The sequence below is a fragment of the Meiothermus sp. genome, assembly GCF_026004075.1.
Classification (GTDB): domain Bacteria; phylum Deinococcota; class Deinococci; order Deinococcales; family Thermaceae; genus Meiothermus.
The window spans coordinates 505,135-525,734 of record NZ_BPIK01000002.1 but is presented as its reverse complement, the minus strand read 5'-3'; the positions used below and the strand labels follow the sequence as shown (position 1 = coordinate 525,734).

At 62.2% G+C, this 20,600-nt stretch carries 18 protein-coding genes and 1 riboswitch; of the genes, 3 read left to right on the top strand and 15 right to left on the bottom strand.

Going from position 1 to position 20,600, the window contains the following annotated elements:
• Nucleotides 1–132: 132 nt before the first annotated feature.
• The 15 genes from Q0X18_RS14985 to Q0X18_RS14915 form a co-directional block, all read right to left on the bottom strand.
• The gene (locus Q0X18_RS14985; RefSeq protein WP_374707541.1) at nt 133–1,563 is read right to left on the bottom strand and encodes a phosphodiester glycosidase family protein; all 1,431 of its coding nucleotides are present in this window, start codon (nt 1,561–1,563) and stop codon (nt 133–135) included.
• A gap of 227 nt (nt 1,564–1,790) precedes the next feature.
• On the bottom strand, nt 1,791–3,569 hold the full coding sequence (locus Q0X18_RS14980; RefSeq protein ID WP_297563735.1) for an acyl-CoA dehydrogenase: 1,779 nt from the start codon (nt 3,567–3,569) through the stop codon (nt 1,791–1,793).
• Between the two features lie 26 nt (nt 3,570–3,595).
• The gene (locus Q0X18_RS14975) at nt 3,596–4,405 is read right to left on the bottom strand and encodes a [LysW]-aminoadipate kinase (RefSeq protein WP_013014967.1); all 810 of its coding nucleotides are present in this window, start codon (nt 4,403–4,405) and stop codon (nt 3,596–3,598) included.
• A 21-nt stretch (nt 4,406–4,426) separates the two neighbouring features.
• Nucleotides 4,427–4,993 carry an inosine/xanthosine triphosphatase gene (gene yjjX / locus Q0X18_RS14970; RefSeq protein ID WP_297563734.1) on the bottom strand — a complete coding sequence of 189 codons (567 nt, stop codon included), beginning with the start codon at nt 4,991–4,993 and terminating at the stop codon, nt 4,427–4,429.
• A 3-nt stretch (nt 4,994–4,996) separates the two neighbouring features.
• Nucleotides 4,997–6,037: an N-acetyl-gamma-glutamyl-phosphate reductase gene (argC, locus tag Q0X18_RS14965; RefSeq protein WP_297563733.1), complete on the bottom strand. Its 1,041-nt coding sequence runs from the start codon at nt 6,035–6,037 to the stop codon at nt 4,997–4,999.
• Nucleotides 6,038–6,040: 3 nt separating this feature from the next.
• A complete protein-coding gene (lysX, locus tag Q0X18_RS14960; RefSeq protein WP_297563732.1) occupies nt 6,041–6,886 on the bottom strand; it encodes a lysine biosynthesis protein LysX in 846 nt (281 codons plus the stop codon).
• A 50-nt stretch (nt 6,887–6,936) separates the two neighbouring features.
• Nucleotides 6,937–7,101 (bottom strand): lysine biosynthesis protein LysW, encoded by a 165-nt coding sequence (lysW, locus tag Q0X18_RS14955; RefSeq protein WP_297563731.1) that lies wholly within the window; start codon nt 7,099–7,101, stop codon nt 6,937–6,939.
• Nucleotides 7,102–7,123: 22 nt separating this feature from the next.
• On the bottom strand, nt 7,124–7,432 hold the full coding sequence (locus Q0X18_RS14950; protein WP_297563730.1) for a paraquat-inducible protein A: 309 nt from the start codon (nt 7,430–7,432) through the stop codon (nt 7,124–7,126).
• 21 nt (nt 7,433–7,453) lie between these two features.
• Nucleotides 7,454–7,957: a homoaconitate hydratase gene (locus Q0X18_RS14945; protein WP_297563729.1), complete on the bottom strand. Its 504-nt coding sequence runs from the start codon at nt 7,955–7,957 to the stop codon at nt 7,454–7,456.
• Complete coding sequence (locus Q0X18_RS14940; protein WP_297563728.1) at nt 7,950–9,200, bottom strand: 3-isopropylmalate dehydratase large subunit; 1,251 nt, start codon at nt 9,198–9,200, stop codon at nt 7,950–7,952. The genes Q0X18_RS14945 and Q0X18_RS14940 overlap by 8 nt, the downstream gene beginning before the upstream one ends.
• Before the next feature lie 52 nt (nt 9,201–9,252).
• Nucleotides 9,253–10,491: a LeuA family protein gene (locus Q0X18_RS14935; RefSeq protein ID WP_297563727.1), complete on the bottom strand. Its 1,239-nt coding sequence runs from the start codon at nt 10,489–10,491 to the stop codon at nt 9,253–9,255.
• Nucleotides 10,492–10,730: 239 nt separating this feature from the next.
• Nucleotides 10,731–11,930: an ABC transporter substrate-binding protein gene (locus Q0X18_RS14930; protein WP_297563726.1), complete on the bottom strand. Its 1,200-nt coding sequence runs from the start codon at nt 11,928–11,930 to the stop codon at nt 10,731–10,733.
• A gap of 128 nt (nt 11,931–12,058) precedes the next feature.
• Nucleotides 12,059–12,853, bottom strand: a complete 795-nt coding sequence (locus Q0X18_RS14925; RefSeq protein WP_297563725.1) for a carbohydrate ABC transporter permease — start codon at nt 12,851–12,853, stop codon at nt 12,059–12,061.
• Between the two features lie 34 nt (nt 12,854–12,887).
• Complete coding sequence (locus tag Q0X18_RS14920) at nt 12,888–13,721, bottom strand: carbohydrate ABC transporter permease (protein ID WP_297563724.1); 834 nt, start codon at nt 13,719–13,721, stop codon at nt 12,888–12,890.
• Nucleotides 13,722–13,836: 115 nt separating this feature from the next.
• Nucleotides 13,837–14,874 (bottom strand): HD domain-containing phosphohydrolase, encoded by a 1,038-nt coding sequence (locus Q0X18_RS14915; protein ID WP_297563723.1) that lies wholly within the window; start codon nt 14,872–14,874, stop codon nt 13,837–13,839.
• 459 nt (nt 14,875–15,333) lie between these two features.
• Nucleotides 15,334–15,419, top strand: a riboswitch (cyclic di-GMP riboswitch).
• Between the two features lie 228 nt (nt 15,420–15,647).
• Here Q0X18_RS14915 and Q0X18_RS14910 point away from each other — a divergent pair.
• From Q0X18_RS14910 to Q0X18_RS14900, 3 genes are read left to right on the top strand one after another with little or no spacing between them, the layout of a single operon-like run.
• Nucleotides 15,648–16,889, top strand: coding sequence for a S8/S53 family peptidase (locus Q0X18_RS14910; RefSeq protein WP_297563721.1), 1,242 nt, complete (start codon nt 15,648–15,650; stop codon nt 16,887–16,889).
• A gap of 2 nt (nt 16,890–16,891) precedes the next feature.
• On the top strand, nt 16,892–18,844 hold the full coding sequence (locus Q0X18_RS14905; protein ID WP_297563720.1) for a diguanylate cyclase: 1,953 nt from the start codon (nt 16,892–16,894) through the stop codon (nt 18,842–18,844).
• Nucleotides 18,845–18,903: 59 nt separating this feature from the next.
• Nucleotides 18,904–20,367, top strand: a complete 1,464-nt coding sequence (locus tag Q0X18_RS14900) for a lyase family protein (protein WP_297564010.1) — start codon at nt 18,904–18,906, stop codon at nt 20,365–20,367.
• The last annotated feature ends 233 nt before the right edge of the window (nt 20,368–20,600 follow it).

The following is a 20,600-nucleotide window of genomic DNA, read 5'->3' as shown; positions in this document are numbered from 1 at the left end:
CAACTTCAGGTAGGGGGCCTATCGAGCTTAAAGTGCAGATGTGAGAAAATGCCGAGAGCCCCACCCCAATTTTATTAGGATGACCAGATCCAGGCCACCATGGGAGGAGGGCTGGTTTTTCCGAGAAGCGTTCTATGGCTTGGGATACAGCGCCAGCCCATTCACCACCGGGCGCACCCCCAGCAGGCCATTGCCCGGATTGCGCAAGCGCCCTTGCACCCAGAGCTGGGCCGAGCCCCCGCCGTCCATGCGGATGGCCCCCCAGAAGCCCTGCCCCTGTAGCACCCGGGCCAGCGCCTCGGGGCGCATGGGCTCGGTCACGATAAAGTACAGCGCTCCCTCCTGCGACCAGGCCACCACCGACTGGGCCGCCACCGCCTCTACCGGGGCGCGGTCGCGGAAGGGCTCGGCGTTGGGGTCGAACACATTGGCCCCGCTTTGGATGAGCAAAGGGCCAGCCTCGAGCGCGTGGTTTGCCGGTGGCTCGAGGCTCACCAATAGCCGCAGGGTCTCGCCAGTACGGGCGATGGGTTCTTCCACAGGAAATGTAAGCGCCCAAAAACCTTCGGGGAGCTCGTAAGGTGCGGGGTAGGTGGCGATAATCTGTTCGCCCTGCACGACATGTACCCCCTCACCGGCCCTGCCCACCAGCCCCGGCAGGGTATGCACCGTATAGCGGGCCCGGGCCAGGTTGAGCCCCACCCGCAGGTTACGCCCGTCCATGAGTTGCACCGAGGCCGCAAACCGGGGCCGTCCGGCAAACAAACTATCCTCCTGCCAGAACAGCGCGCTGCGGCCAAAAGGAAGGCTGAGGGGCACCCCCCCGCGCACCCAGAGGCCAATGGGTGTCCCGGTACGGCCATCGAAGTAGCCGCCATTCAGGATGGCCAGGGCCCCGGGGGCCATCTCCGGCAACACTTTGCGCTCGCCGGGGCGGCCCACCGGCTCCATGCGCCAGCGGCCCGGCAGGGCCTCGAGCCAGTACATGCGCACCGGCTCGGGCGTCCAGGCCCACACTTCGCGGTAGCGGAAGCCTGGCATAAGGGCCTCTTCGCGCTCGGGCTCGAGGTAGTAGACATCCAGCACGTAGCGGCTGGGATTGGAAAGCAAAAAAGTACGGTAGCGGTAGAAGCGGCCCGGCGGGGCTTGTAGCACCAGCTGGGTGCTTTGCAGTTCGTAGCGGGCCTCTACTTCCACCCCTGCGGGCCGCACCGCCTCGAGCCCCGGCGCAAAGTAGGGCAGACTCAGCTCGAGGGTACCTGGGTACGGGGCCAGATCGGAAGGCACGGGCTGCACCGCGTCGCCCTCGGGCAGATCGAATACCAGGCGCAAGCGGTTGGCGCTGGCAGAATAGCGCACCCCGGCTTCCGGTGCTGCCACCAGGCCCACCGCCCGGGCTACCTCTACCGGCAGCATGGCCCCCTGGGGTGGGGGCAGGCCGGCCTCCAATGGGGGGATCCAGCCCAGACCCTCCACATAGGTAAAGCTCAGCCCATCCTTGTGAAAGGTGGTGGCCCCGTTCTCCTGGGTCACGCTCAGCCCCAGCCTGGAAGCCGGCAGCATCGGCGTCGAGGAAAGGGGGGTTTGCGCGTAGACCACCCCCCAAAGCACCAATAGAATCATCCACCAACGCACCATGGCTCTATTTCAAACCATATTGGTCACATAAAGATGGGCAAAGGCTCAATCGGCCTTTTATGTCAAAGGCGCAAAGAGACAAAAAGGTAGTCCCTGAAGCTGCGATCCGGCACCGATCAAGGAGCAACCCGACGCTTGGGCAAACTATCCGATCACCCTGCGATCAACCAGTCCTGCTCGGGGTACAAAAACACATCGTCCAGGCGCATCAGCCTTGCAGCCAGCAGGGGCACCTTGTCGAGTTCGTAGAGGAAAAAGTAGCGGGCGGCCTCGAGCTTGCCCCGGTAAAAAGCCCCTTCCTTTCCCAACGCTTTGCGCGCCTGCTCCAGCCACAGCCAGGCCAGCGTCACCGTGCCGAACAGCTCCAGATAGGCAAAGGAGTTGGCAAAAGCCCGTTCCACCTCCCCCTGGGCCGCCTTGTTCAGCAGGTGCTGGGTGACCTGGGTGGTGGTCTGCAGGGCCTGCTCGAGGGCTTCGGCGTAAGGCCGCAGGGCCTCGGTGTCCCGGCTGGCCTGGATGGTTCGTTCGACCTCCTGCGCCCACAGCCGGAAGCCCTGCCCTCCCTGCATCCCCACCTTGCGCGCCAGCAGGTCGAGGGCCTGGATGCCGTTGGTGCCCTCGTGAATGGCGTTGAGGCGGTTGTCGCGGTAAAACTGCTCGACGTTGTAGTCGCGGGTGTAGCCATAGCCCCCGTGCACCTGAATAGCCAGCTCGTTGGCCCGCATACCCAGCTCGCTCGACCAGCCCTTGACCACCGGGGTGAGCACCTCGAGCAGCAAACGGGCCTGCTCGGCGGCCTCGGGGGTGGGAGCGGTACGCTCCTCGTCTACCAGCCGGGCCGCATACAGGCACAGGTGCAAGCAGCCCTCGGCGTAGGCTTTTTGCATTATCAGCATGCGGCGCACATCGGGGTGCTGGATGATGGGAACCGCGGGGCTGGCCGGGTTCTTGTCGTACAGACGACGGCCCTGGGTGCGGGTCTGGGCATATTCCAGCGCGTGCAGGTAGCCGGTGTAGGCCAGCGCCATCGCGCCCATGCCCACCCCGATGCGGGCCTCGTTCATCATGGTGAACATGTAGGAAAGACCCTGGTGCGGCGCGCCCACCAGCTCACCCACCGCGTCCTCGAGGCTCAGCAAGCAGTTGGGAATCCCCCGGTAGCCCATCTTGTGGTTGAGGCCGGCCACCCGCACCCCGTTGCGGGGCCCCAGGCGGCCATCCTCGTGCACCAGGTACTTGGGCACGATGAATAGTGAAATTCCCTTGACCCCCGGTGGCCCGCCCGGAATCTTGGCCAGCACCAGGTGCACGATGTTCTCGGCAATCTCGTGGTCGCCCCCGGAAATCCACATCTTGGAGCCGTTGAGCCGGTAGGTGCCGTCTGCCTGGGGTTCGGCGCGGGTCAGGAGGTCGGTGAGCGAGGAGCCAGCGTGGGGCTCGGAGAGGCACATGGTGCCAAAGAAGCGGCCCTCGAGCTGGGGCAGCAGGTATTTCTTCTGCTGGTCTGGCGAGCCATACTTGCGGAGCACGTTGGCGTTGCCCGCGGTAAGCAGGGCGAAGCTGGCGGTAGCGATGTTGGCCGCCTTGAACAAAGCGCCGTAGGCCGTGGCAATCACGTAGGGCAGCTGGATGCCGCCCAGCGCGTAGTCGTGTGTGGCTGCAAACAGGCCGGCTTTGCGGTAGGCCTCGAGGGCCGCCTTGACCTCGGGGTTGGTGTGCACCCGCTCGCCGTCGAACCAGGGCTCTTCCTGGTCGTTTTTCTTGTTGTGGGTGGCGAACTGCTCGACTGCGATGCGGTAGGCCACATCCAGGGTATCTTTGAAGGTCTCGCGGCTGTGGTCGCGGTAACGCTCGCGCTGGGTGAGGGCCTCCACGTCCAGCACTTCGTACAGCAGGAACTCGAGGTCGCGCCGGGAGATGAGCTTTTCCATATTGAGGCGATTGTACCGCCTGGGGTTTACCGCACCACCGTACCGGCCCCCGCCAGCGCTGCCGAGATGGGCTGCTCGATGCGGGCATCCCCAAACACCACCCGGCCCACCCCACCCTGCACCGCCTCTACCGCCCCCAGCACTTTTTTCTTCATGCGGCCCTGGGCCACGCTCATGTACTGGGGGTCGCCCACCCGGGCTGCCGGAATCTCGCGGATCAGGCTCGACTCGTCGGGGAAGTTGGCCAGGAGGCCCGGAATGTTGGAAAGGAGCAGCAGCGCCTCGGCTTTGAAGGCCGTGGCCAGCAGGGCTGCTGCGGTGTCGCCGTCGGTGTTGATGGCCTCGCCCTGATACGAGACCGCCGGCGGGGTGAGCACCGGCAGGTAGCCCGCCTCCAGCAACAGGGTCAGCAGGGCCGTGTTCACCTTTTCCACCGAGCCCGTGTAGTCGCCCCGGTGAATTTTGATTTTGCCGTTTTCGATGTACTTGACCGCGTCCTTGCGCTTGCCCTCGAAGATGCGCCCATCCAGCCCCGAGAGGCCCACGGCATTGACGCCCTCTTTTTGCAACAGCTCCACAATGCGCTTGTTCACCAGGCCGCAGTAGACCATCTCGAAAATTTCCAGGGTCTTCCGGTCGGTAAGGCGGCTGGTAAGACCGCCGGGGTGGGTCAGAAACTGCGGCGGGTGGCCCAGGGCCTCGGCAATTTTGTTGGTCTCGCTGCTGCCCCCGTGCACCAGGATGAGCTTCTGGCCCGACTTCCAGAGCGAAGCAGCGTCCTTCGCCACCGCCTCGTAGTTGATGCCTTCCGAACCGCCTACCTTGACTACAATCATCGCCCAACCTCTAGCCCGCCATCATACCGATTTTCCCTGGGTGTCGGGGAACAGGTACGCCACACCCTCTAGTGGATAAAGCTCCGGGCGCAGAAAAGGGGGCAGGGCCAGCTCGAGGGTGTGCCGCCAGAACTCCATCCGTTCGATGCGCGAAAGGGTGAGGATGCCCACCGCACCGCTGCCCTTCTTGGTGTCTTTTTTTCCCACCAGATCGTCCATGATCAGGCCCAGCTCCTCGCCTCTGAAGAGGCGCTCCCCCACCCGCGGCGGAAGCAAAACCGAGCCGCCGCGGGCCATACCCCGCCGCCCATCGGCCCGCAGGATCACCGCTATGTTGAAGAGCCAGCTCCCCTGGGCGTTGAACTCCACCCCGGCTTCCAGCCCCAGCCCCCAGACCGCACCGGGCTGGGCCAGGGCCGCCCGGGCCCGGTTTAGGGCCCCCTGCAGGGTTTCATCGTAGCCAATCGGCTGGGCCCGCACCCCGCTGGGCACCTCCACCCCGCGCACCTCCAGGCCCGGAAACATTTCCGCGAACACCAGGCGCACGGGCTCGAGCTTGGCCGGGTTGGTGCTACCGACGACAACCATAGCCTACGGATGCAGCCCGCTGAACTCGAGGCCGGTGGTCTCGGGCCAGCCCATCCGCACGTTCAGGCTCTGGATGGCGTGGCCCGCAGTTCCCTTGACCAGGTTGTCAATGGCCGCAATCACCACCAACCGCCCGGTATCCTCTTCCAGCTCGAAGCCCACATCGCAGTAGTTGGTGCCCTCCACCACGTTGGGGTCGGGGTAGCGGTGGATGCCCTTCTTGAGCTTCACCAGGCGGATGAAAGGCTCCGCCCCATACACCTTGCGGTAGGCCCCCCAGACCTCTTTTTCGCTCAGGCCCTGGCGCAAAAAGGTCTGGGCGGTCATCAGGATGCCGCGCACCCGGTCGGTGGCGATGGCAGTCAGGTGAAGCTCGGGCTGGCCCGGCAGGTTCTCGCGAATTTCGGCGGTGTGACGGTGGCCGGTGGGCTTGTAGGCCCGGATGCTGCCCGCGCGTTCGGGGTGGTGCGAGGCCAGGCTGGGCTCGGCCCCGGCGGCGCTGGTGGAGATCATCACCGTGGCGAAGATGGGCCCAGGGGCCAGCAGGCCCTCTTGCAGCAAGGGGTAGAGGCCCAGGATGGTGGCGGTGGCATTACAGCCACAGCAGGCGATGTAGTTGGCGGTTTTGAGGGCCTCGCGGTACAGCTCGGGGTTGCCGTAGACCCACTGGCCCACAAGGTCGGGACGGGGGTGGTCTTCGCCGTAGTATTTCCTGTACAGATCCAGGTTCTTCAGGCGAAAGTCTGCCGACAGATCCACGATCACGGGGGCCAGGTGCTGGTATTTTTCGAACTCCTTGGCCGCCACCCCGTGCGGCATGGAAAGCACCAGAATATCACAGGGCTCGAGGCTGGCCGGATCCACAAACTTCAGGTTGGTGCGACCCCGCAGGTTGGGGTGCACCAGCGTGACCGGGTCGCCCATCATGCGGCGCGAGGTGACCTGTTTGACCTCGAGGTACGGGTGCCCCAGGGCCAGCCGCAAGAACTCCCCCCCGGCGTAGCCGGAGCCCCCCACAATCGAAACCGTCTTTTTCTCGCTCATAGCCTAACGCAGTCGCAAGCTCCAGGCGTACTCCAGAATCCTGGCCGGGATGTCCACCCCGGTGGTGCTCACCGAGTTCTTGAACTCCATGGTGTGGTTGACCTCGTTGACCAGCAGGCCTCGAGGCGACTCGAACAGGTCGATGGCCACCACCCCACCCCCCACCGCCCGGGCCGCCCTGACCGCCAGCTCGGCCAGCTCGGGCGTCACCGGGCAGTTGGAGGCCTTGCCCCCGCGGGCGGTGTTGGTAATCCAGTGGGTCGAGGAGCGGTAAATGGCCCCAATGCAGGTATCCCCCACCACAAAGGCCCGGATGTCCCGGCCGCCTTTGTCCACCAGCTCCTGTATGTAGAAAAGCTGGTGCTGGTAGCCCCCCAGCACCTCCTTGTGCTCGAGCACCGTCTCGGCGGCATCGCGGTCGCGGATCAGCGAGAGCAGGCGGCCCCAGCTCCCCACCACCGGCTTCATCACCACCGGGTAGCCCATCTGCTCGATCAGCTTGAGGGCTTCCTCGGCCTCGGTGGCCAGGGCGGTCTTGGGCTGGGGCACCCCATGGGCCTCCAGGGCACAGCTTGTGGCCCATTTGTCCCCGCACACCTCGATCACTTCCGGGGCGTTCACCACCGGAATCCCCAGGCTTTTTAAGTAGCGCGAGACCGCCAGACCCTTGCTCTGGGAGACCAGGCGCTCCACCGCACAGGTAACGCCCTCGAGCTCCGGCGGGCGTTCCCCCAGGCGCATGGGCATCTGCTTGGCGTAGATTTTCTTGAAAGGAATGCCCAGCCCCTCGGCAGCCTTGAAGAGCATCTCCTCGTCGGGGCGGATGCGGTCGTACAGAATCGCCAGCATAAAAAATCAGGGGTCGGGAGCAGGCCGGCGGGCCCGCTCCCGGGTGCTATTTACTCGCCCCAGTCCTCCGCTTCCTCGGGGGCCGTCTGTAGCCTCAGGGGCTCCAGCCCCACCACCTCGAGCTCCGCACCACAGGTCTCACAAACCACCAGCTCCCCCAGCTCAGGGCTCTCCAGTTCGATCGGGCTTCCACATTCCACACACTCGGCTGTCATAATCCCTCCTTCTACCTCGTAGCTATTCCAGATCGTCTTCCTCGTCTATCTCCGACCAGTCCGGCGCAAAACGGTGCCCGCACTCGGGGCATACCACCTCTTCTTCGCTGCCATCCACCTCGAAGGTCAGGCCGCACTCGGGGCAGTCTACAAAAAAACCTTCTTCACCATCTTCGATTGCCACCACCTCGAGCGGGTCGGTCGAAAGAACTTGCAGATAGGCCCCGCAGGACTCACACTCCAGGTAATCATCGGGTGTGAGCTCCTCGAGGTCTTCGGCGAGCAGGTAGTTGGGCTCGTTGCATACCGGACAGATCACTTCTATATCCATAAAGGCCTCAACCGCCCCAGTTTACCCTTCAAGACCTTCACCAGGAAACCGCCCATACTTGCGGTAGTACTCCAAAATGCTGCCCTCTTTGAGGGCTTCCAGCAGAAAGGCCGGGGGCGGGCGGAGCCGGAAGGTCTCGGCCCCGCGCCGCAAAAGGCCCTGCTCGAAGTCCAGCTCCACCTCGTCGCCATCCTGCAAGGCCTCCACCACCTCCGGGGCCTCAAAGGGCATGATGCCCAGGTTAACCAGGTTGCGATAAAAGATACGGGCGTAGCTCTTGGCGATAATGGCCTTCAGACCCAGCTTGCGCAGGGCTTCCGGGGCATACTCGCGCGAAGAGCCCAGGCCGGTGTTCTTACCGCAAACCAGAATATCGCCCGGCTGGTAGTTGGCGGCAAAATCGGGTCGAAGGTGGGCAAAAGCATAGGTGTGGAACTTATCCTCACCCACCATAAAAGGGGCATACTTGCCCGGCAAAATGTCGTCGGTGTTGATGGCATCGCCAAACTTCCAGACCCTAGGCATGGGTCACCTCCAGTTCTTCCGGGGTGGTGATGTAACCGGCAACCGCCGAAGCAGCGGCCACCCGGGGCGAGGCCAGGTAAATTTCGGCATCGGCCGCCCCCATCCGACCCCTAAAGTTGCGGTTGGAGGTGCTCACGCACACCTCGCCGGGGGCCAGCACGCCCTGGTGCCGTCCCATACAGGGCCCACAGCCCGGGGTGCCCAGCGTGGCCCCGGCCTGCAGCAGGGTGAGCAGGGTGCCATCGGCAGTGGCCTCCTCGAGTACCTGCGAACTGGCCGGTATCACCAGCAGCCGCACCCCCGGCGCCACTTTACGGCCTTTGAGAATTTCGGCCACCTGGTGCAGGTCGTCCAGCCGTCCGTTGGTGCAGGTGCCCACAAACACCTGATCCACCTTCTTACCCCTCACCTTGGCTACATCCTCCACGTTATCCACATAAAACGGCACCGAGACCCGGGGGGTCAGGGCCGCCAGATCGATCTCGATCTCGCGCACGTAAACCGCATCGGGGTCGGGGTAGAGCCAGTCGGGCACCTCGTACAGCTCCAGAATCTCGCCGCTGGGCACCACCAGCCCACACTTGGCCCCAGCCTCCACCGTAAGGTTGGCCAGGGTCAGGCGCTGGCTACGGCTCAGGGCCTCGGCCCCATCTACCAGGTGCATCTCAATGCTCATGTAGGTAGCCCCATCGGCGGTCAGCACTCGAATCATCTCGAGGGCCGCATCCTTGGCGGTCACGCCCGGTGCGAGCTGCCCCCGGAAGGTGACCTTGACGGTTTCCGGCACGCGCAGCCAGGTGCGCCCCGAGGCCGCAGCCAGTGCGATGTCGGTGGCCCCCATCCCACTGCCAAAGCAGCCGATGCCGCCGTAGGTGGTGGAGTGGCTGTCCGAGCCCAGCACAATACCCCCTGGCAAGGCCAGGCGCTCCTCCACCAGCACCTGGTGGCAGATGCCCCGCCCCACGTCGAACACCCGGCAGCCATACCGGTTGCCCCACGCCCGAATTTCTTTCTGCGCCTTGGCTACCTCCACGTTGGCCGCAGGGGCCACATGGTCAATCACGATGGCGACCTTTTCCGGGAAACGCGGTGTGGCGCCCAATTGCTCCAGTCGCTTGAAAAAACTCCCGGCGATGGAGTCCACCACCATCACCTGGTCTACCTCAACCACTACCAACTCACCTGCTCGCACCTGACGCCCGGCTCGTGCAGACAGGATTTTTTCGGCCATAGTCAGCCCCATCACAACCTCCCATCCAAACATGTTTTACTGCAGCACTTAAGCATAAAAAACCTCAGTCCAGGTTTTCCAAACGTGCGGTGGGCACTTCTTCGGGCAGGGTATGGCGTGGCAGGCCATACGCCTCTGCAATTTCCAGCAGGAGTTCCTCGGGTTTCTTCTGGCGCCCAATCTCGCCGGTGCGGCCCTTGAACTCTTGCGCAATCTGCTTGGCCTGCTCCTTGCTAATCACGAAACCTTCCACTTCTTTCAGATAGTAGTAAATCAGGTTCCAGCCCGATAGCGGCCCTAGCAGCAGTTGGTTTTTATCCACCCCAAAGTCGTGCAGGTTGTGGGCCTCGTAGACTTTCTTTTCATTCAGAACAGCTTTCTGGTGCACGCCGGCGGTATGGGTGCGGTTGGTAAGCGAGACCGGCTCGGTGTAGGGCACCAGCGTACCCAGAATAGAGGCCATCAGCACATTGAGGGGATAGCACTGGCTTAAGTTGTACTGCTGGGCAATCTCAGGGTAGCGCTTCGAGAGGTTGAAGAGCACCCCCGTGACCGAGGGGATGCCCGAACGCTCAGCCAGGCCCCAGATGGAGGCGTCCACATAGCGCACCCCCGCCCGCACCGCGGCAATTACGTTGGCCAGGGCCAGGCCCCGGTCGTTATGGAAGTGGCACTCGAGTGCCACCTCAGGATAGCGCTGGCGTAGCTGGGCCACCACAGCGCTCACGTCCTCGGGCTCGGCGATGCCCACGGTGTCGGGCATGCCCAGGGTATTCACGTAGGGGTAAACCGCATCGTAGAGGCAAAAAATGTCCTCGAGCGGGGTACGAAAGGCATCCTCGGCGCTAAATCGGATATACAGGTCGGGGTGGGCCGCGCGGGTAGCAGCAATCACCTCCTGGGCCAGTTGAACCGATTCCTCCAGGGATTTTTGGGCATTGTGCTGCTGGGCCAGAGGCGAAACCCCCAGGTAGAGGTTCAGACCGTTGCAGCCGATCTCGAGCGCCCGCCCAATGTCTTCCAGGTTGCAGCGGCAGTGGGCCAGAAAGCGAAGGGGCTTCTGGCTAAGCGCGCTGGCATGGGCTATCAGCTCCCGCACATCCTGCGCCTCGGCCACCCCCACCACCGGCGAAAAAAACTCGAAGTGGGTAACCCCCAGCTCGAGCAAGCCGGTCATCAGCACCTTCTTCTCTTCCAGTGTGAAGCGATACTTCTCAGTATCGAACAAAAGCGGTGACTGCTGGCCATCACGGAAGGTGGTATCCACAATTTCAATGCGGTGGGCTTGGGTGGGCGCTGGCATAAACTCCTTTATAAAAAAAACCGCCCGCAAGCTGTGTGCGGGCCGGGATACGCAGTGCGCGGGCTAGCTCAGACTAGCCTCCCGGCACTGGGTTTTTTTGCACTTAAGATCATCCCAGGGGGAAGTGTACCCACGCACCGTATTGCTGTCAAGACGGTGTAATGGATCGACCAGCATGAACTTCACTCATACCAGGTTCCCGAGGATCCAGCCACGCTAAAGCCCCGGCTCATCCCAGATCAGCGGCGCTCAACGCTGTTGGCGCGGCGCTGGGCCTCTTCCAGCACCTGTCTGGCGTTGGCGTTGCCTTTCAGGGCGCGCTCGAGGGCATCCTCCAGGAAGCTATACCAGATGGTAAACTCGGGGTCTTGCAGCCACACGTCGGCGTGCTCTACCTGGCTGAAGGCCACCCGACGACGGGGATCTTCTTTGTAAAAGTCTTCCAGCAAAGGCTGAGCAGCCCGGCGCATGGGCATGTAGTAGGTGGCCTTGACCCATTTGGCGATGTTAGCCGGCTCCATAGCGAAGCGCCAGAAGGCCACTGCACCGCGGATCTGCTGCTCGCTAGCCCCGCGGAGCACCACCAGGGTGCCACCCGCCAGCGGTACTTTTCCACCTTCCACGCGGGGTACCGCTGCAACTCCCAGCCTGAAAGGGATAGGGGCGCGGTTCTCGATCAGCGGCCACAGGGTAATGGGCGCAACGCCCATAAAGGTTTTGGTGCGCAAAAAGTCGGCTACAGAGAACTGGGCCTCGGCGATGTTCCGGCTCTGGGCGATGTTCTTCCGCACCATGCCCTGTAAGAACTCGAGGCTCTCAACCACTTTGGGGTTGGCGAAGTCGGGGCGGCCCTGGCTGTTGACGATGGATCCCCCGCGGCTCATTACCAGCACCACAAAGCTGTAGATGTCGCTCGAGACCGTGTAGCCTTTGGCGGCACGGGTAGTCAGGCGTTGGGCCGCAGTTACCACATCGTCCCATGTGCGCGGCGCGCTCAATCCCTTAGAGCTAAACTGGTCGGCGTTATAGAACAGCACCGGAACCGAGAGGCCTATGGGCAGCCCGTAGGTGCGGCCTCGCAGCTTGCCGGTCTCCAAAAATCCAGGATAAAAATCTCCGGGCAGGCTTCCCAAGTATTCATCCAGAGGCTGGGCTACGTTATCTTGAACCATCCGCCCCAGGAAAGAGATCTCGGCGTGAAACAGCGCTGGCGCGCCACCGGAACGCAGCGCCGCCAAGAGCTTTAACCCCCCCTCGCGGTAGTCCCCCACAAAGCTAGGCACAATCCGGTAGTCCCGCTGCCGAGCGTTGAACTCGCGAATCATCTCCTCCAGAGGCTCCTGGCCTGGAGGCCCCGCCGTATGCCAAAAAGGGATATCGATCGGGCGCTGGGCCAAAGCCCACCCCAGACCCACCAACAGCACGATCAAAAAACGCATCTGCTTTATCCTCCACGGTCTGCCACTGGGCAAACCCCGTTTCAGTTTGCCACACCCTGCATGAGAAAAAAGTTCACTCAAGCGAGCGGGTTTAAGTAGCAACGATCACCCAGGGAATCCGGTATGGCTCACCCTTTGAGGCCTTCCTCGAAAGTCTCAACTATTCTCCGCTCGTAAAGCAGGTAAACAATGATTAAGGGCAGGGTTGCAACCAGGGCCGCTGCCGATAGGGGGCCCCAGTCGGCTGGGTTTTGGCGCTGTAGGTCGGTAATCCAGGTTTGAACGGTTTTTAGTTCTTTACTGCCAGCCACAATTCGCGGATAGAGCACCAGGTTCCAGTGGGCGGCGAAGGCCAGTACGCCCGCGGCTATTAGTTGAGGGCGCAAAAGCGGGAGCAGGATACGCAAGAGCAAAACGCGGTGGCCGGCCCCATCGAGCCGGGCAGCCTCGAGCAGCTCTTCCGGAACGGTGCGCATCCCCTGGAACAGCAGGTACACAATAAAGGGGCTAGCTGCAAAGGGCAGCACCAAGGCCCAAATAGTGTCCAACAACTTCAGTCCTGCCAGGACTCCGTACAGGGGCACCAGCAGCAGTTCAACCGGGATAGCCAGCAATACCAAAAAGAACGGCAGAATCTTAGCGCCCTCCTTGATGGCGTAAGCGGCCAAAAAGCCGGTGGTGAGCTGTAGCAGGGTCACACTCCCGGTCAGGAGTACCGAGAACAGCAAACGCCCCCAAAAACCTTCCCAGAAACCCTCCCGGCCCAGCACTTCGAAGTTGGCCAGACTAAACCCCATTCGCCCAAATATCTCGCCACTAAATACCGCCTCGGGCGGAATAAAAGCTGCATAGGCCATCCAGATAAAGGGCAGGGCCACCAAAAAGGCCACTGTCCATACCAGCATGTGCCCTAGCCAGCGCATGGGTACACCTCCAGGTGGAGAACAAGCCCAGCCATCACCTTTCCTCCCGCAAGAGCCGGGCTTGGGCCAAGGCAAAGCTCAGGGTTAGCAGAAGTATAACCACCGTAAGGGCCGCCGCATAACCCAGACGCCCTGCTTCAAAGCCGGTTTTGTAGAGGTAGTAGCCGAGTACCTCGGTACCTCCAAAGGGGCCCCCACGGGTCAACAAAAATACCGCGGTGTAGCCCTGCAGGGTTAGAACGGTACCGATCACCATCAGAAAAGTAATGGCCGGGCGCAGTAGGGGCAGGGTAATGAAGCGGAAGGACTGGGCCGGGGTAGCCCCATCTACGGCGGCAGCCTCGAGCAGGGCCTTGGGAATGGCCTTTAGCCGGGCCGAGACCACCAGCACCCCATAGCCGATGTGCCGCCAGATAGTAAAAAGCATTATCAGTACCAAAGCCCAGAAGGGGCTCTGATCCCAGCGCGGCACCGGAACCAGCGAGGCCAGCGCGCCATATTCAGGTGAAAATAGGGTGTACCAGGCCACCGCGGCCCCCCCCAGCGTAACTAGCCCCGGCAAAAAGAGCAGGGCCTTGATGGGGCGTTCATAGGGCTGGCCGTCCAAAGCCAGAGCTAGCAGCACCGAAAGCAGGACAAAAGGCAGCAGGGTCATGGCACCAAAAATCAGGGTGATGCGCAGGCTCTTGTAAAAATCGGGGTCGCGCAGAATATTGTGGTAGTTCTCGAGGCCAATAGGTCTGGGCTCGGATAAACCCGACCAGTCCCAGGTTGAAAAGCGCAGCACATCTAAAAACGGGTACAGCAAAAACAGACCCAGCGTAACAACTGCTGGGAGAGCAAACGAGAAAGCATTATTGCGGCCCATGGGTCATCCCCTGTCTAGCCGTAGCCAAACAGCACCAGGGTACTATATCAAAACAGCTTCTCATCCTCGTGTGTTTGCTACGCATTTTTACGCAGAGCTGCCCAAAGCCGAGAGTCTACCCGACCAATGTGTCTGGCAACAAAACATCCCCGGCACGAACACACCGCAAGAACGCCTCAACCGTTGCGGGATCAAAATGAAGACCTGCCTGGCGCCTAATTTCTGCCACGGCCTCCGGCACAGGCCAGGCTTGTTTGAAGGGTCGTTGGCTCACCAGGGCATCAAACACATCCACCACCGCTACAATGCGGGCTTCTAACGGGATGGCCTCACCCTTCAAGCCGTCTGGGTAGCCGCTTCCATCAAAATGTTCGTGGTGGGAGCGGGCAATTCGCTGGGCCATTTGCAGGTAAACCGACTTGCCCCCCTCGAGCATCGCCGCACCCACCACGGTATGGCTTTTCATAAGTTCGTACTCCTCGGGGGTGAGCCGGGAGGTTTTGCGGAGAATGGCATCTGGTATGGCGATCTTTCCAATGTCGTGCAAGGGCGCAGCCCGCCGGATCACCTCGACCCAGCCAGCCTCCAAGCCTAAACGCTGGGCCAATCGGCTGGCATTTTCCGCCACCCTGTGTACGTGCGAGCCCGTATCGTCATCGCGAAACTCCGCTGCATAGGCCAAACGCCTTAGCACATCCAGGTGCGCCTCTTGCAGCTCCTGGGTACGGGCCTGCACCGCCGTCTCCAGGCGCAGGTTTTCGTCCTTTAGCCGCAGGTGCAAATAGCGGATCTCCAGCAGATGGCGCACCCGGAGCACCACTTCGAGCAGATCAAAGGGCTTATGCAAAAAATCGGCAGCCCCAAGGTTGAGGGCCCGGTGCTTGGCCGCAGCGGTGGCGTCGGACGTGAGCACCAGAACCGGCAAATATCCGTTGTCCTTCCGGTGTTCTTGTAAAAATCTGAGTATCTCCAGGCTGCTCCGCTGCGGCATGTGCATATCCAGGAGGATGACGTCGGGATTAAGCCGGTGCAAAAACTCCTCGAAACGGGTTGGGTCGGTGGTTGCGTATATGCGGGAAAATCCTACACGCTCGAGGGTTCTCTGCAATAACGCCACGCTGGATGGCTCATCGTCCATAATAAAAACGGTCATGTCTACCAGTTGCACGGAAAGCCCACCCCTCACAACAACACAACCTTAGCGCTTGTTGGCACATTCAACCAGGATCTTTTCACAAGCTGAAATGTTTATTGTACCAGGTTTCAGAAAGCCTGGTGGTTTATTTGCACAAGTGGAAGACCATTACAAAGCCAAAAGCCTCCTACACTGTATTTTTAGCCCATCACCCACCCCATAGCCCGGAGGTCGCAAGCGGGAACTCCCATGGGAGTTTTACTGTTTGGGAAGGGATCGAGGCCTTCAGCCGGTTCTGTGTGCTTTCTGAACCCAGCCCACACCCCCGCCCCTCTATACTGCTTCTGGGTGGTCAGCCATGCAAGCGCTTGTGGGAAAGAACACAACCAGAGCCAACCCTATATTTTGCTCAGGGCTGACCTTGGCGGCGTTAAAGGCTGTTTTGCGGGATGCTGATCTCAGCACCCCAAACCAAAAACCAAGTTCGGAGGTGATGATCCGTGATTCCCAATCTGGGCACCAAGGGAAACGGGGAGCCAGTGGTGCAACCGGCCGAACCCAAAAGTACTGCCGTTGCTTGCTGGAGAGTCCCCAAAGTAAAGAGTTTTATCGGCCTGGCTATTGCGGGCTGGATCGGTCTGGCCCTAACCTCGTGCACAACCACCCAGGGCCTTGAGGTTAGCCCCCCCTGCGGCGATGTCGGGGCGCGAAGCCAACAAACCACAGTCAGGGCGTTTAGTAAGGTGGGGCTGGGCCGCTTTGATGTTCCGCACGTGGCGGGGCGGCTGCTGGTGTATCACAAACAAGGGCCGAGCCTGCAAAGCCACAACGCCAGCGCGCAAAACCTGGGGGCCCAGCGGGTGCAGGATCTGGGCGGAGGCTGGAGCCTGTACCGCACCCAGCCGGGGCAGGAAGCCAAAGCCGCCCAACAACTGTACCAGCAGGGCCTGGGACAGTACGTGCAACCCGAATACCTCTACCAGCCCACCAGCCTGGCCGTACCCCCCAACAACCCCAGCTACCTGGCGGAGCAGGCCCCCCTGTTCCAGCAGATGAAGATCGAACAAGCCTGGCAAAAGCTAAGAGCGGGCAATGCGAGATGCCCAACACCGGTCATCGCCGTGATCGACACCGGCGTGTACACTCAGCGGAGCGATCTAGCCCCCAACCTAACCCCCCCGGATAGCTGGCTGGATGTGGTGGGTAAAGACCTCAGCAATCCCCGGCCCATCCGGGGTACAGTGGAGCCTGAGCCCGGCACCGGTGCCAGCCATGGAACGCAGGTAGCCAGCATCATCGCCGCCACTACCAACAACGGAACGGCCTTGGCCGGTGTGGGCTATAACCTGTTGCGCGTACTGCCCATCAAGGTATTTGACGCCAACCAGCAAACCGGCGCGCTGCAAGTAGCCCAGGCGCTGGAATATGCGGCCGGAGCAACCCAAATTGCCGGTCAGCTCTTTGTCAATCCCACGCCAGCCCAGGTTGTCAACCTGTCCCTTTCCATCTCTGCCCCCGGCTTTAGCGACCCGTACCTCGAGCACGTCCTGGAGCAGGTGACCCAGCAAGGTCTGGTGGTGGTGGCCTCGAGCGGCAATGCCGACCTGCCCGCAGTGGGTTACCCCGCCTCCTCACCTTTTGTCATCGCGGTAGGGGCCACCGATGCCAGCCAGGCCCGGGCCCACTGGCTGAGCGGCTACGCCTCCAACTATGGCGAGGGGCTCGAGTTCGTGGCCCCGGGCACCGGGGTGCCGGTAGCCCACGGGCCCAACCCAGGGGCGTATGCCCTGGCCTATGGCACCTCGGCCTCGGCACCTTTCATCAGCGGGGCCATCGGTCTGTACCTGCTGCAGCAGCAACTGCTGGGCCAGACACCCCCCAGCAGCCCCAGCGCCCGGCTGGCCCAGGTGCGCGCCTGCCTCACAAGCGCCGCGCAAAACTCCGCAGCCTGGGACAGTCAGATCGGCTATGGCCTGGTCGATGTGGGCAAAGTGGTGGAACCCAGCAACCCGCCCTGCTTCCCCAGGGGGTAACCATGACTCATCACCCCGATTTGCAACAGCAGCAGGAAACCCCCCACCAGCTTGCCTTGCTATCCCACGCCTTGCAGGCCCTGCTGGCCGCAAACCACCGCGAGCAACTGCTAACGGCCATACCCAGGCTGCTCGAGCCACTGGGCGTTCAGGTAGGGGTATGGTGGCTTCAGCACAAGGAATTGCGGCTGCATAGCATCAGCGACCCACGCGAGACCGAGCCCCTCGAGCAAGTGGCCATACAAGCCCACGCCCAGGGCGCAGTGGTGTATACGCGATGCGGGCGGTCTTCTCACAACTGTGCGGCAATTCCCCTGTACGAACGCAACAGGATAGCTGCCATAGTCGTTCTGAAACGCCGCCAGGCTTTTGGGCCTTCAGCGCAAGACTACCTCGAGCAGCTTGCCCAGGCCGCAAGCAGCCGCCTGACCTCCATCACTGAGCAGGCTGAAGCCCATCTGATGCACCAGCTCTCCATGGCTCTGGTCACGGCCGATTCGGTTACGGCGCTGGCCGAACGGGCTCTAGCCCTGCTGACCTCGGCGTTGGGCGTACAGCATGGAATTATCCTGCAACAACAGGGCAGCCGGATGCGCGTCCTGGCCCGGCTTGATGTAAAGCAGCCCCCAGACGATTGCTGGCAGGCCCACATCTCCGATAGCCAGGGGCTTTTTTGGATAGTTCACCGCACCGAACAGCCCATCTTTATTGACCAGCTAGAGCAAAATCCCTCGATACAGAGCATTGCTGTTCATCCCGTTGGCGTTTCCAATCGGCCTCGAGCCCGCGTACTGCTGGGTCTGGCCCACCCAGAACCACACCCCTGGCTGCCCTGCACACAGGATTTGCTGGCTATGGCGTGCCGATCAATAGGTCTGGCCCTGGAGGGTGCCATCGCCCGGCAGCGCCTGGAGCGCGTGCTGGAGCTCTCACACAAAGCCGCACTGGAAGACTCCGAGAGCCTCTACCAGCAGGTGTTAACCTCGGCTGTTGAGCTGATACCGGGCGCCGAGGCCGGCAGCCTGTTGGTGCGCAAGGGCGAATGTTTCCGCTTCCAGGCGGTGGTTGGATACGACCTGGAAAGCCTGCAAGGCCTCCGTTTTAGCGAGCAGGATCACCTCAAGTGGTACGGCCAGCACCCCGCGGGGTGGTATGCCGGTGAGCCGCGCATCCTCTCCAGCGAACTGGCCTCCATTCAGGAGCGCAGCGCCAGCAGCTCTGCAGGACAGACACACCTGGTCGCCCATACCAGGCGTATTCAGTCCAACCTGGCCGTCCCGGTGCTTTATCAGGGCCGCGTGCTGGCTTTGCTCAATCTGGACAACTTTCACGACCCCCAGGCGTTTGGTTCGGATTCCCTGGAGGTCGCCCGCTTCTTCGCAACCCCGGTTGCAGCCCTGCTTCATCAGACGCACATCCGCCAGAGCCTTGCCGAGGCTGCCCTGAGCGATGCGCTCACCGGCTTAGCCAACCGCCGGGCTTTCAACAAGTTTTTCGATGAGGAACTGGCCCGCTCGAGGCGGTATCAGCAAGCATTTGCACTGCTGGTGCTGGATCTGCAAGGCTTCAAAACCATTAACGACCAACTGGGGCATGCCTCCGGCGATGAAGCCCTGGTGCGGGTGGCCCGGGCCCTCCAAAAAACGAGCCGCAAGAGCGATGGCCTGTTCCGCCTGGGCGGGGATGAGTTTGCCGCTATTCTGTCCCGCACCACGGCCGATCGCGCCATACAAGTGGCCCAGCGCTATGCTAAAGCCATTCAAGCCATCCAGATCGAGGGGATGGCCTTGGGGGTTAACATCGGTCTTGCGGTTTATCCACAGGATGGCACCAGCAAAGAAACCCTCCTCCGACTCGCCGACCAGCGGATGTATGCCGCTAAAGCCCAGCGCACTAGCATTTTGCGCCAGGAGGACTCAATTTCATACAAAACTTTGAGTCTGGCGATACCCTGAGCTTAAAAGCACACCCCCTGAAGCCAGGCCGGGTGTAGGCTTGAAGCAGGGTGAACAGCATGCGTTGGCACAACCTGTACCGTCGCTGGGTGCTACAACGGCATTTTCGCTTTGCCAAAGAGCATCTGGGCGATTATTTTTTCGATGCCCTCACGGCCTATGCCCTGGGCCTGGGCAAGCTCGGCATTGTGGAGGCCAAGGAGGCCGCCTGGGCCCTCAGCCAGTTGCGCAAAGACCCCATTCCAGGGTTTAGCGGGCAGCTCGAGGATGTGTTCTTCACCATAGACTTCTACCTGCGCGAGCGCTTTGGCTCCGAGGTCGCCAGCGCGCTGCGCCGGGGCCTCTCCCGCAACGACCTCGACCTGACGGTGTTCCGCGCCTATGCCTGCGAGCGGCTGCTGCGGGTTCTGACCTCGCTATCGGACTTAAGGCGGGAACTGCTGGGCCTGGGCCAGAACCACCGCCAGACCCTCCTCACCGCCTACACCCACCACCGCCCGGCCCAGCCCACCACCCTGGGGCACTACCTGACCGGGGTGGAAAACCTGCTCTCGCGCGACTACCAGCGGCTGCGCTCGGCCTTCCAGACCACCGACAAGTGCCCGCTGGGAGCCTCGACCCTGGCCGGGAGCCCCTACCCGGTGGATCGCAAGGCTTTAGCCCAGTGGCTGGGGTTTGGGGGCACCCTCGAGCACACCTACGACGCCATCGCAGCCGGCGACTGGGCCCTGGAGATCGCCTATGCCCTGGCCGGCATGGCTACCAGCCTCTCGCGCCTGGTGGCCGATCTTTTGTTCTGGGCCGAGCAGGGGGGGTTCCTGGTCGCCGAAAAAATCAGCCAGGGCTCCTCGATCATGCCGCAGAAGGTCAACCCGGTGGTGCTGGAGCACGTGCGGGGCTTCCTGGCCGAGCTGATGGGCGGCCCCACCACCCTGGGCCACCTCAACTACAGCACCCCCTTTGGCGATGTCAACGACCACGGGCCGGGGGTGCTCGAGCCCCTCTACAACCTGTTCTATGCCGCCGAGGGGGCAGTGGCGCTTTTGCGGGTGGCCCTGCAGGAAAGCCGCTTTGTGCCCGAGGTACTGGCCCAGGGCCTGCGCGACCGCAGCGTCCTGGCCTCCGAGCTGGTGGATGTGCTGGTCGCCGGAAAGCGCCTTTCGCTGGCCGAGGCCTACCCCAAGGTGCAGGGCATGCTGCGCGAGCTGAGCAGCAAAGGCCGCACCGTAGCCGAGCTGGGCCTGGACGACCTGCAAAGCCACCTGGGGTTTGGCGACCCCGAGCTGTTGCAGGCCCTGGAGCCCGAACGCTTTATTTCCCGGCGCAAGGTGCTGGGCGGAGCTGCCCCCGAGGCCCAGGCGGTCTATCTGGACTACGCCCTCAACCGACTCAGGCTCGAGCGCCTGGAGCTCAAGGAGCTCAAAAGCCGCCGCCGCAAGGCCCTGCGCACCCTGGCCCAGGAGCCTTTGAGCCTGCTGGGGGACACACGTCTACAGAGCTCAACCCAACTGCACGGGGCATAATCGGGCTCCACCCGAATTTCACACCCTCCCAGCAGAGCCGGCCTGGCGCATAGGTAACCACCTCGAGGCCGAAGTCTCAAGAGTGTTACTCACCCCTTTAGCCACCGAAGCCCTGGTACAGCGGGCGCTCGAGGCCAGTGCGCTCGACAATGCTACCACCCCCAAAATATAAGCCTCATGCCTATCGCTTGAGCTCCGGTCAGCATAGTGCTACATGGCCATATAGCCTATCA

Coding starts and splice junctions, on each gene's coding strand:
- Q0X18_RS14985 (WP_374707541.1), bottom strand. CDS start 1,563: ATGCTGCCGGCTTCCAGGCTGGGGCTGAGCGTGACCCAGGAGAACGGG.
- Q0X18_RS14980 (WP_297563735.1), bottom strand. CDS start 3,569: ATGGAAAAGCTCATCTCCCGGCGCGACCTCGAGTTCCTGCTGTACGAA.
- Q0X18_RS14975 (WP_013014967.1), bottom strand. CDS start 4,405: ATGATTGTAGTCAAGGTAGGCGGTTCGGAAGGCATCAACTACGAGGCG.
- yjjX (WP_297563734.1), bottom strand. CDS start 4,993: ATGGTTGTCGTCGGTAGCACCAACCCGGCCAAGCTCGAGCCCGTGCGC.
- argC (WP_297563733.1), bottom strand. CDS start 6,037: ATGAGCGAGAAAAAGACGGTTTCGATTGTGGGGGGCTCCGGCTACGCC.
- lysX (WP_297563732.1), bottom strand. CDS start 6,886: ATGCTGGCGATTCTGTACGACCGCATCCGCCCCGACGAGGAGATGCTC.
- lysW (WP_297563731.1), bottom strand. CDS start 7,101: ATGACAGCCGAGTGTGTGGAATGTGGAAGCCCGATCGAACTGGAGAGC.
- Q0X18_RS14950 (WP_297563730.1), bottom strand. CDS start 7,432: ATGGATATAGAAGTGATCTGTCCGGTATGCAACGAGCCCAACTACCTG.
- Q0X18_RS14945 (WP_297563729.1), bottom strand. CDS start 7,957: ATGCCTAGGGTCTGGAAGTTTGGCGATGCCATCAACACCGACGACATT.
- Q0X18_RS14940 (WP_297563728.1), bottom strand. CDS start 9,200: ATGGGGCTGACTATGGCCGAAAAAATCCTGTCTGCACGAGCCGGGCGT.
- Q0X18_RS14935 (WP_297563727.1), bottom strand. CDS start 10,491: ATGCCAGCGCCCACCCAAGCCCACCGCATTGAAATTGTGGATACCACC.
- Q0X18_RS14930 (WP_297563726.1), bottom strand. CDS start 11,930: ATGCGTTTTTTGATCGTGCTGTTGGTGGGTCTGGGGTGGGCTTTGGCC.
- Q0X18_RS14925 (WP_297563725.1), bottom strand. CDS start 12,853: ATGCGCTGGCTAGGGCACATGCTGGTATGGACAGTGGCCTTTTTGGTG.
- Q0X18_RS14920 (WP_297563724.1), bottom strand. CDS start 13,721: ATGGGCCGCAATAATGCTTTCTCGTTTGCTCTCCCAGCAGTTGTTACG.
- Q0X18_RS14915 (WP_297563723.1), bottom strand. CDS start 14,874: ATGACCGTTTTTATTATGGACGATGAGCCATCCAGCGTGGCGTTATTG.
- Q0X18_RS14905 (WP_297563720.1), top strand. CDS start 16,892: ATGACTCATCACCCCGATTTGCAACAGCAGCAGGAAACCCCCCACCAG.
- Q0X18_RS14900 (WP_297564010.1), top strand. CDS start 18,904: ATGCGTTGGCACAACCTGTACCGTCGCTGGGTGCTACAACGGCATTTT.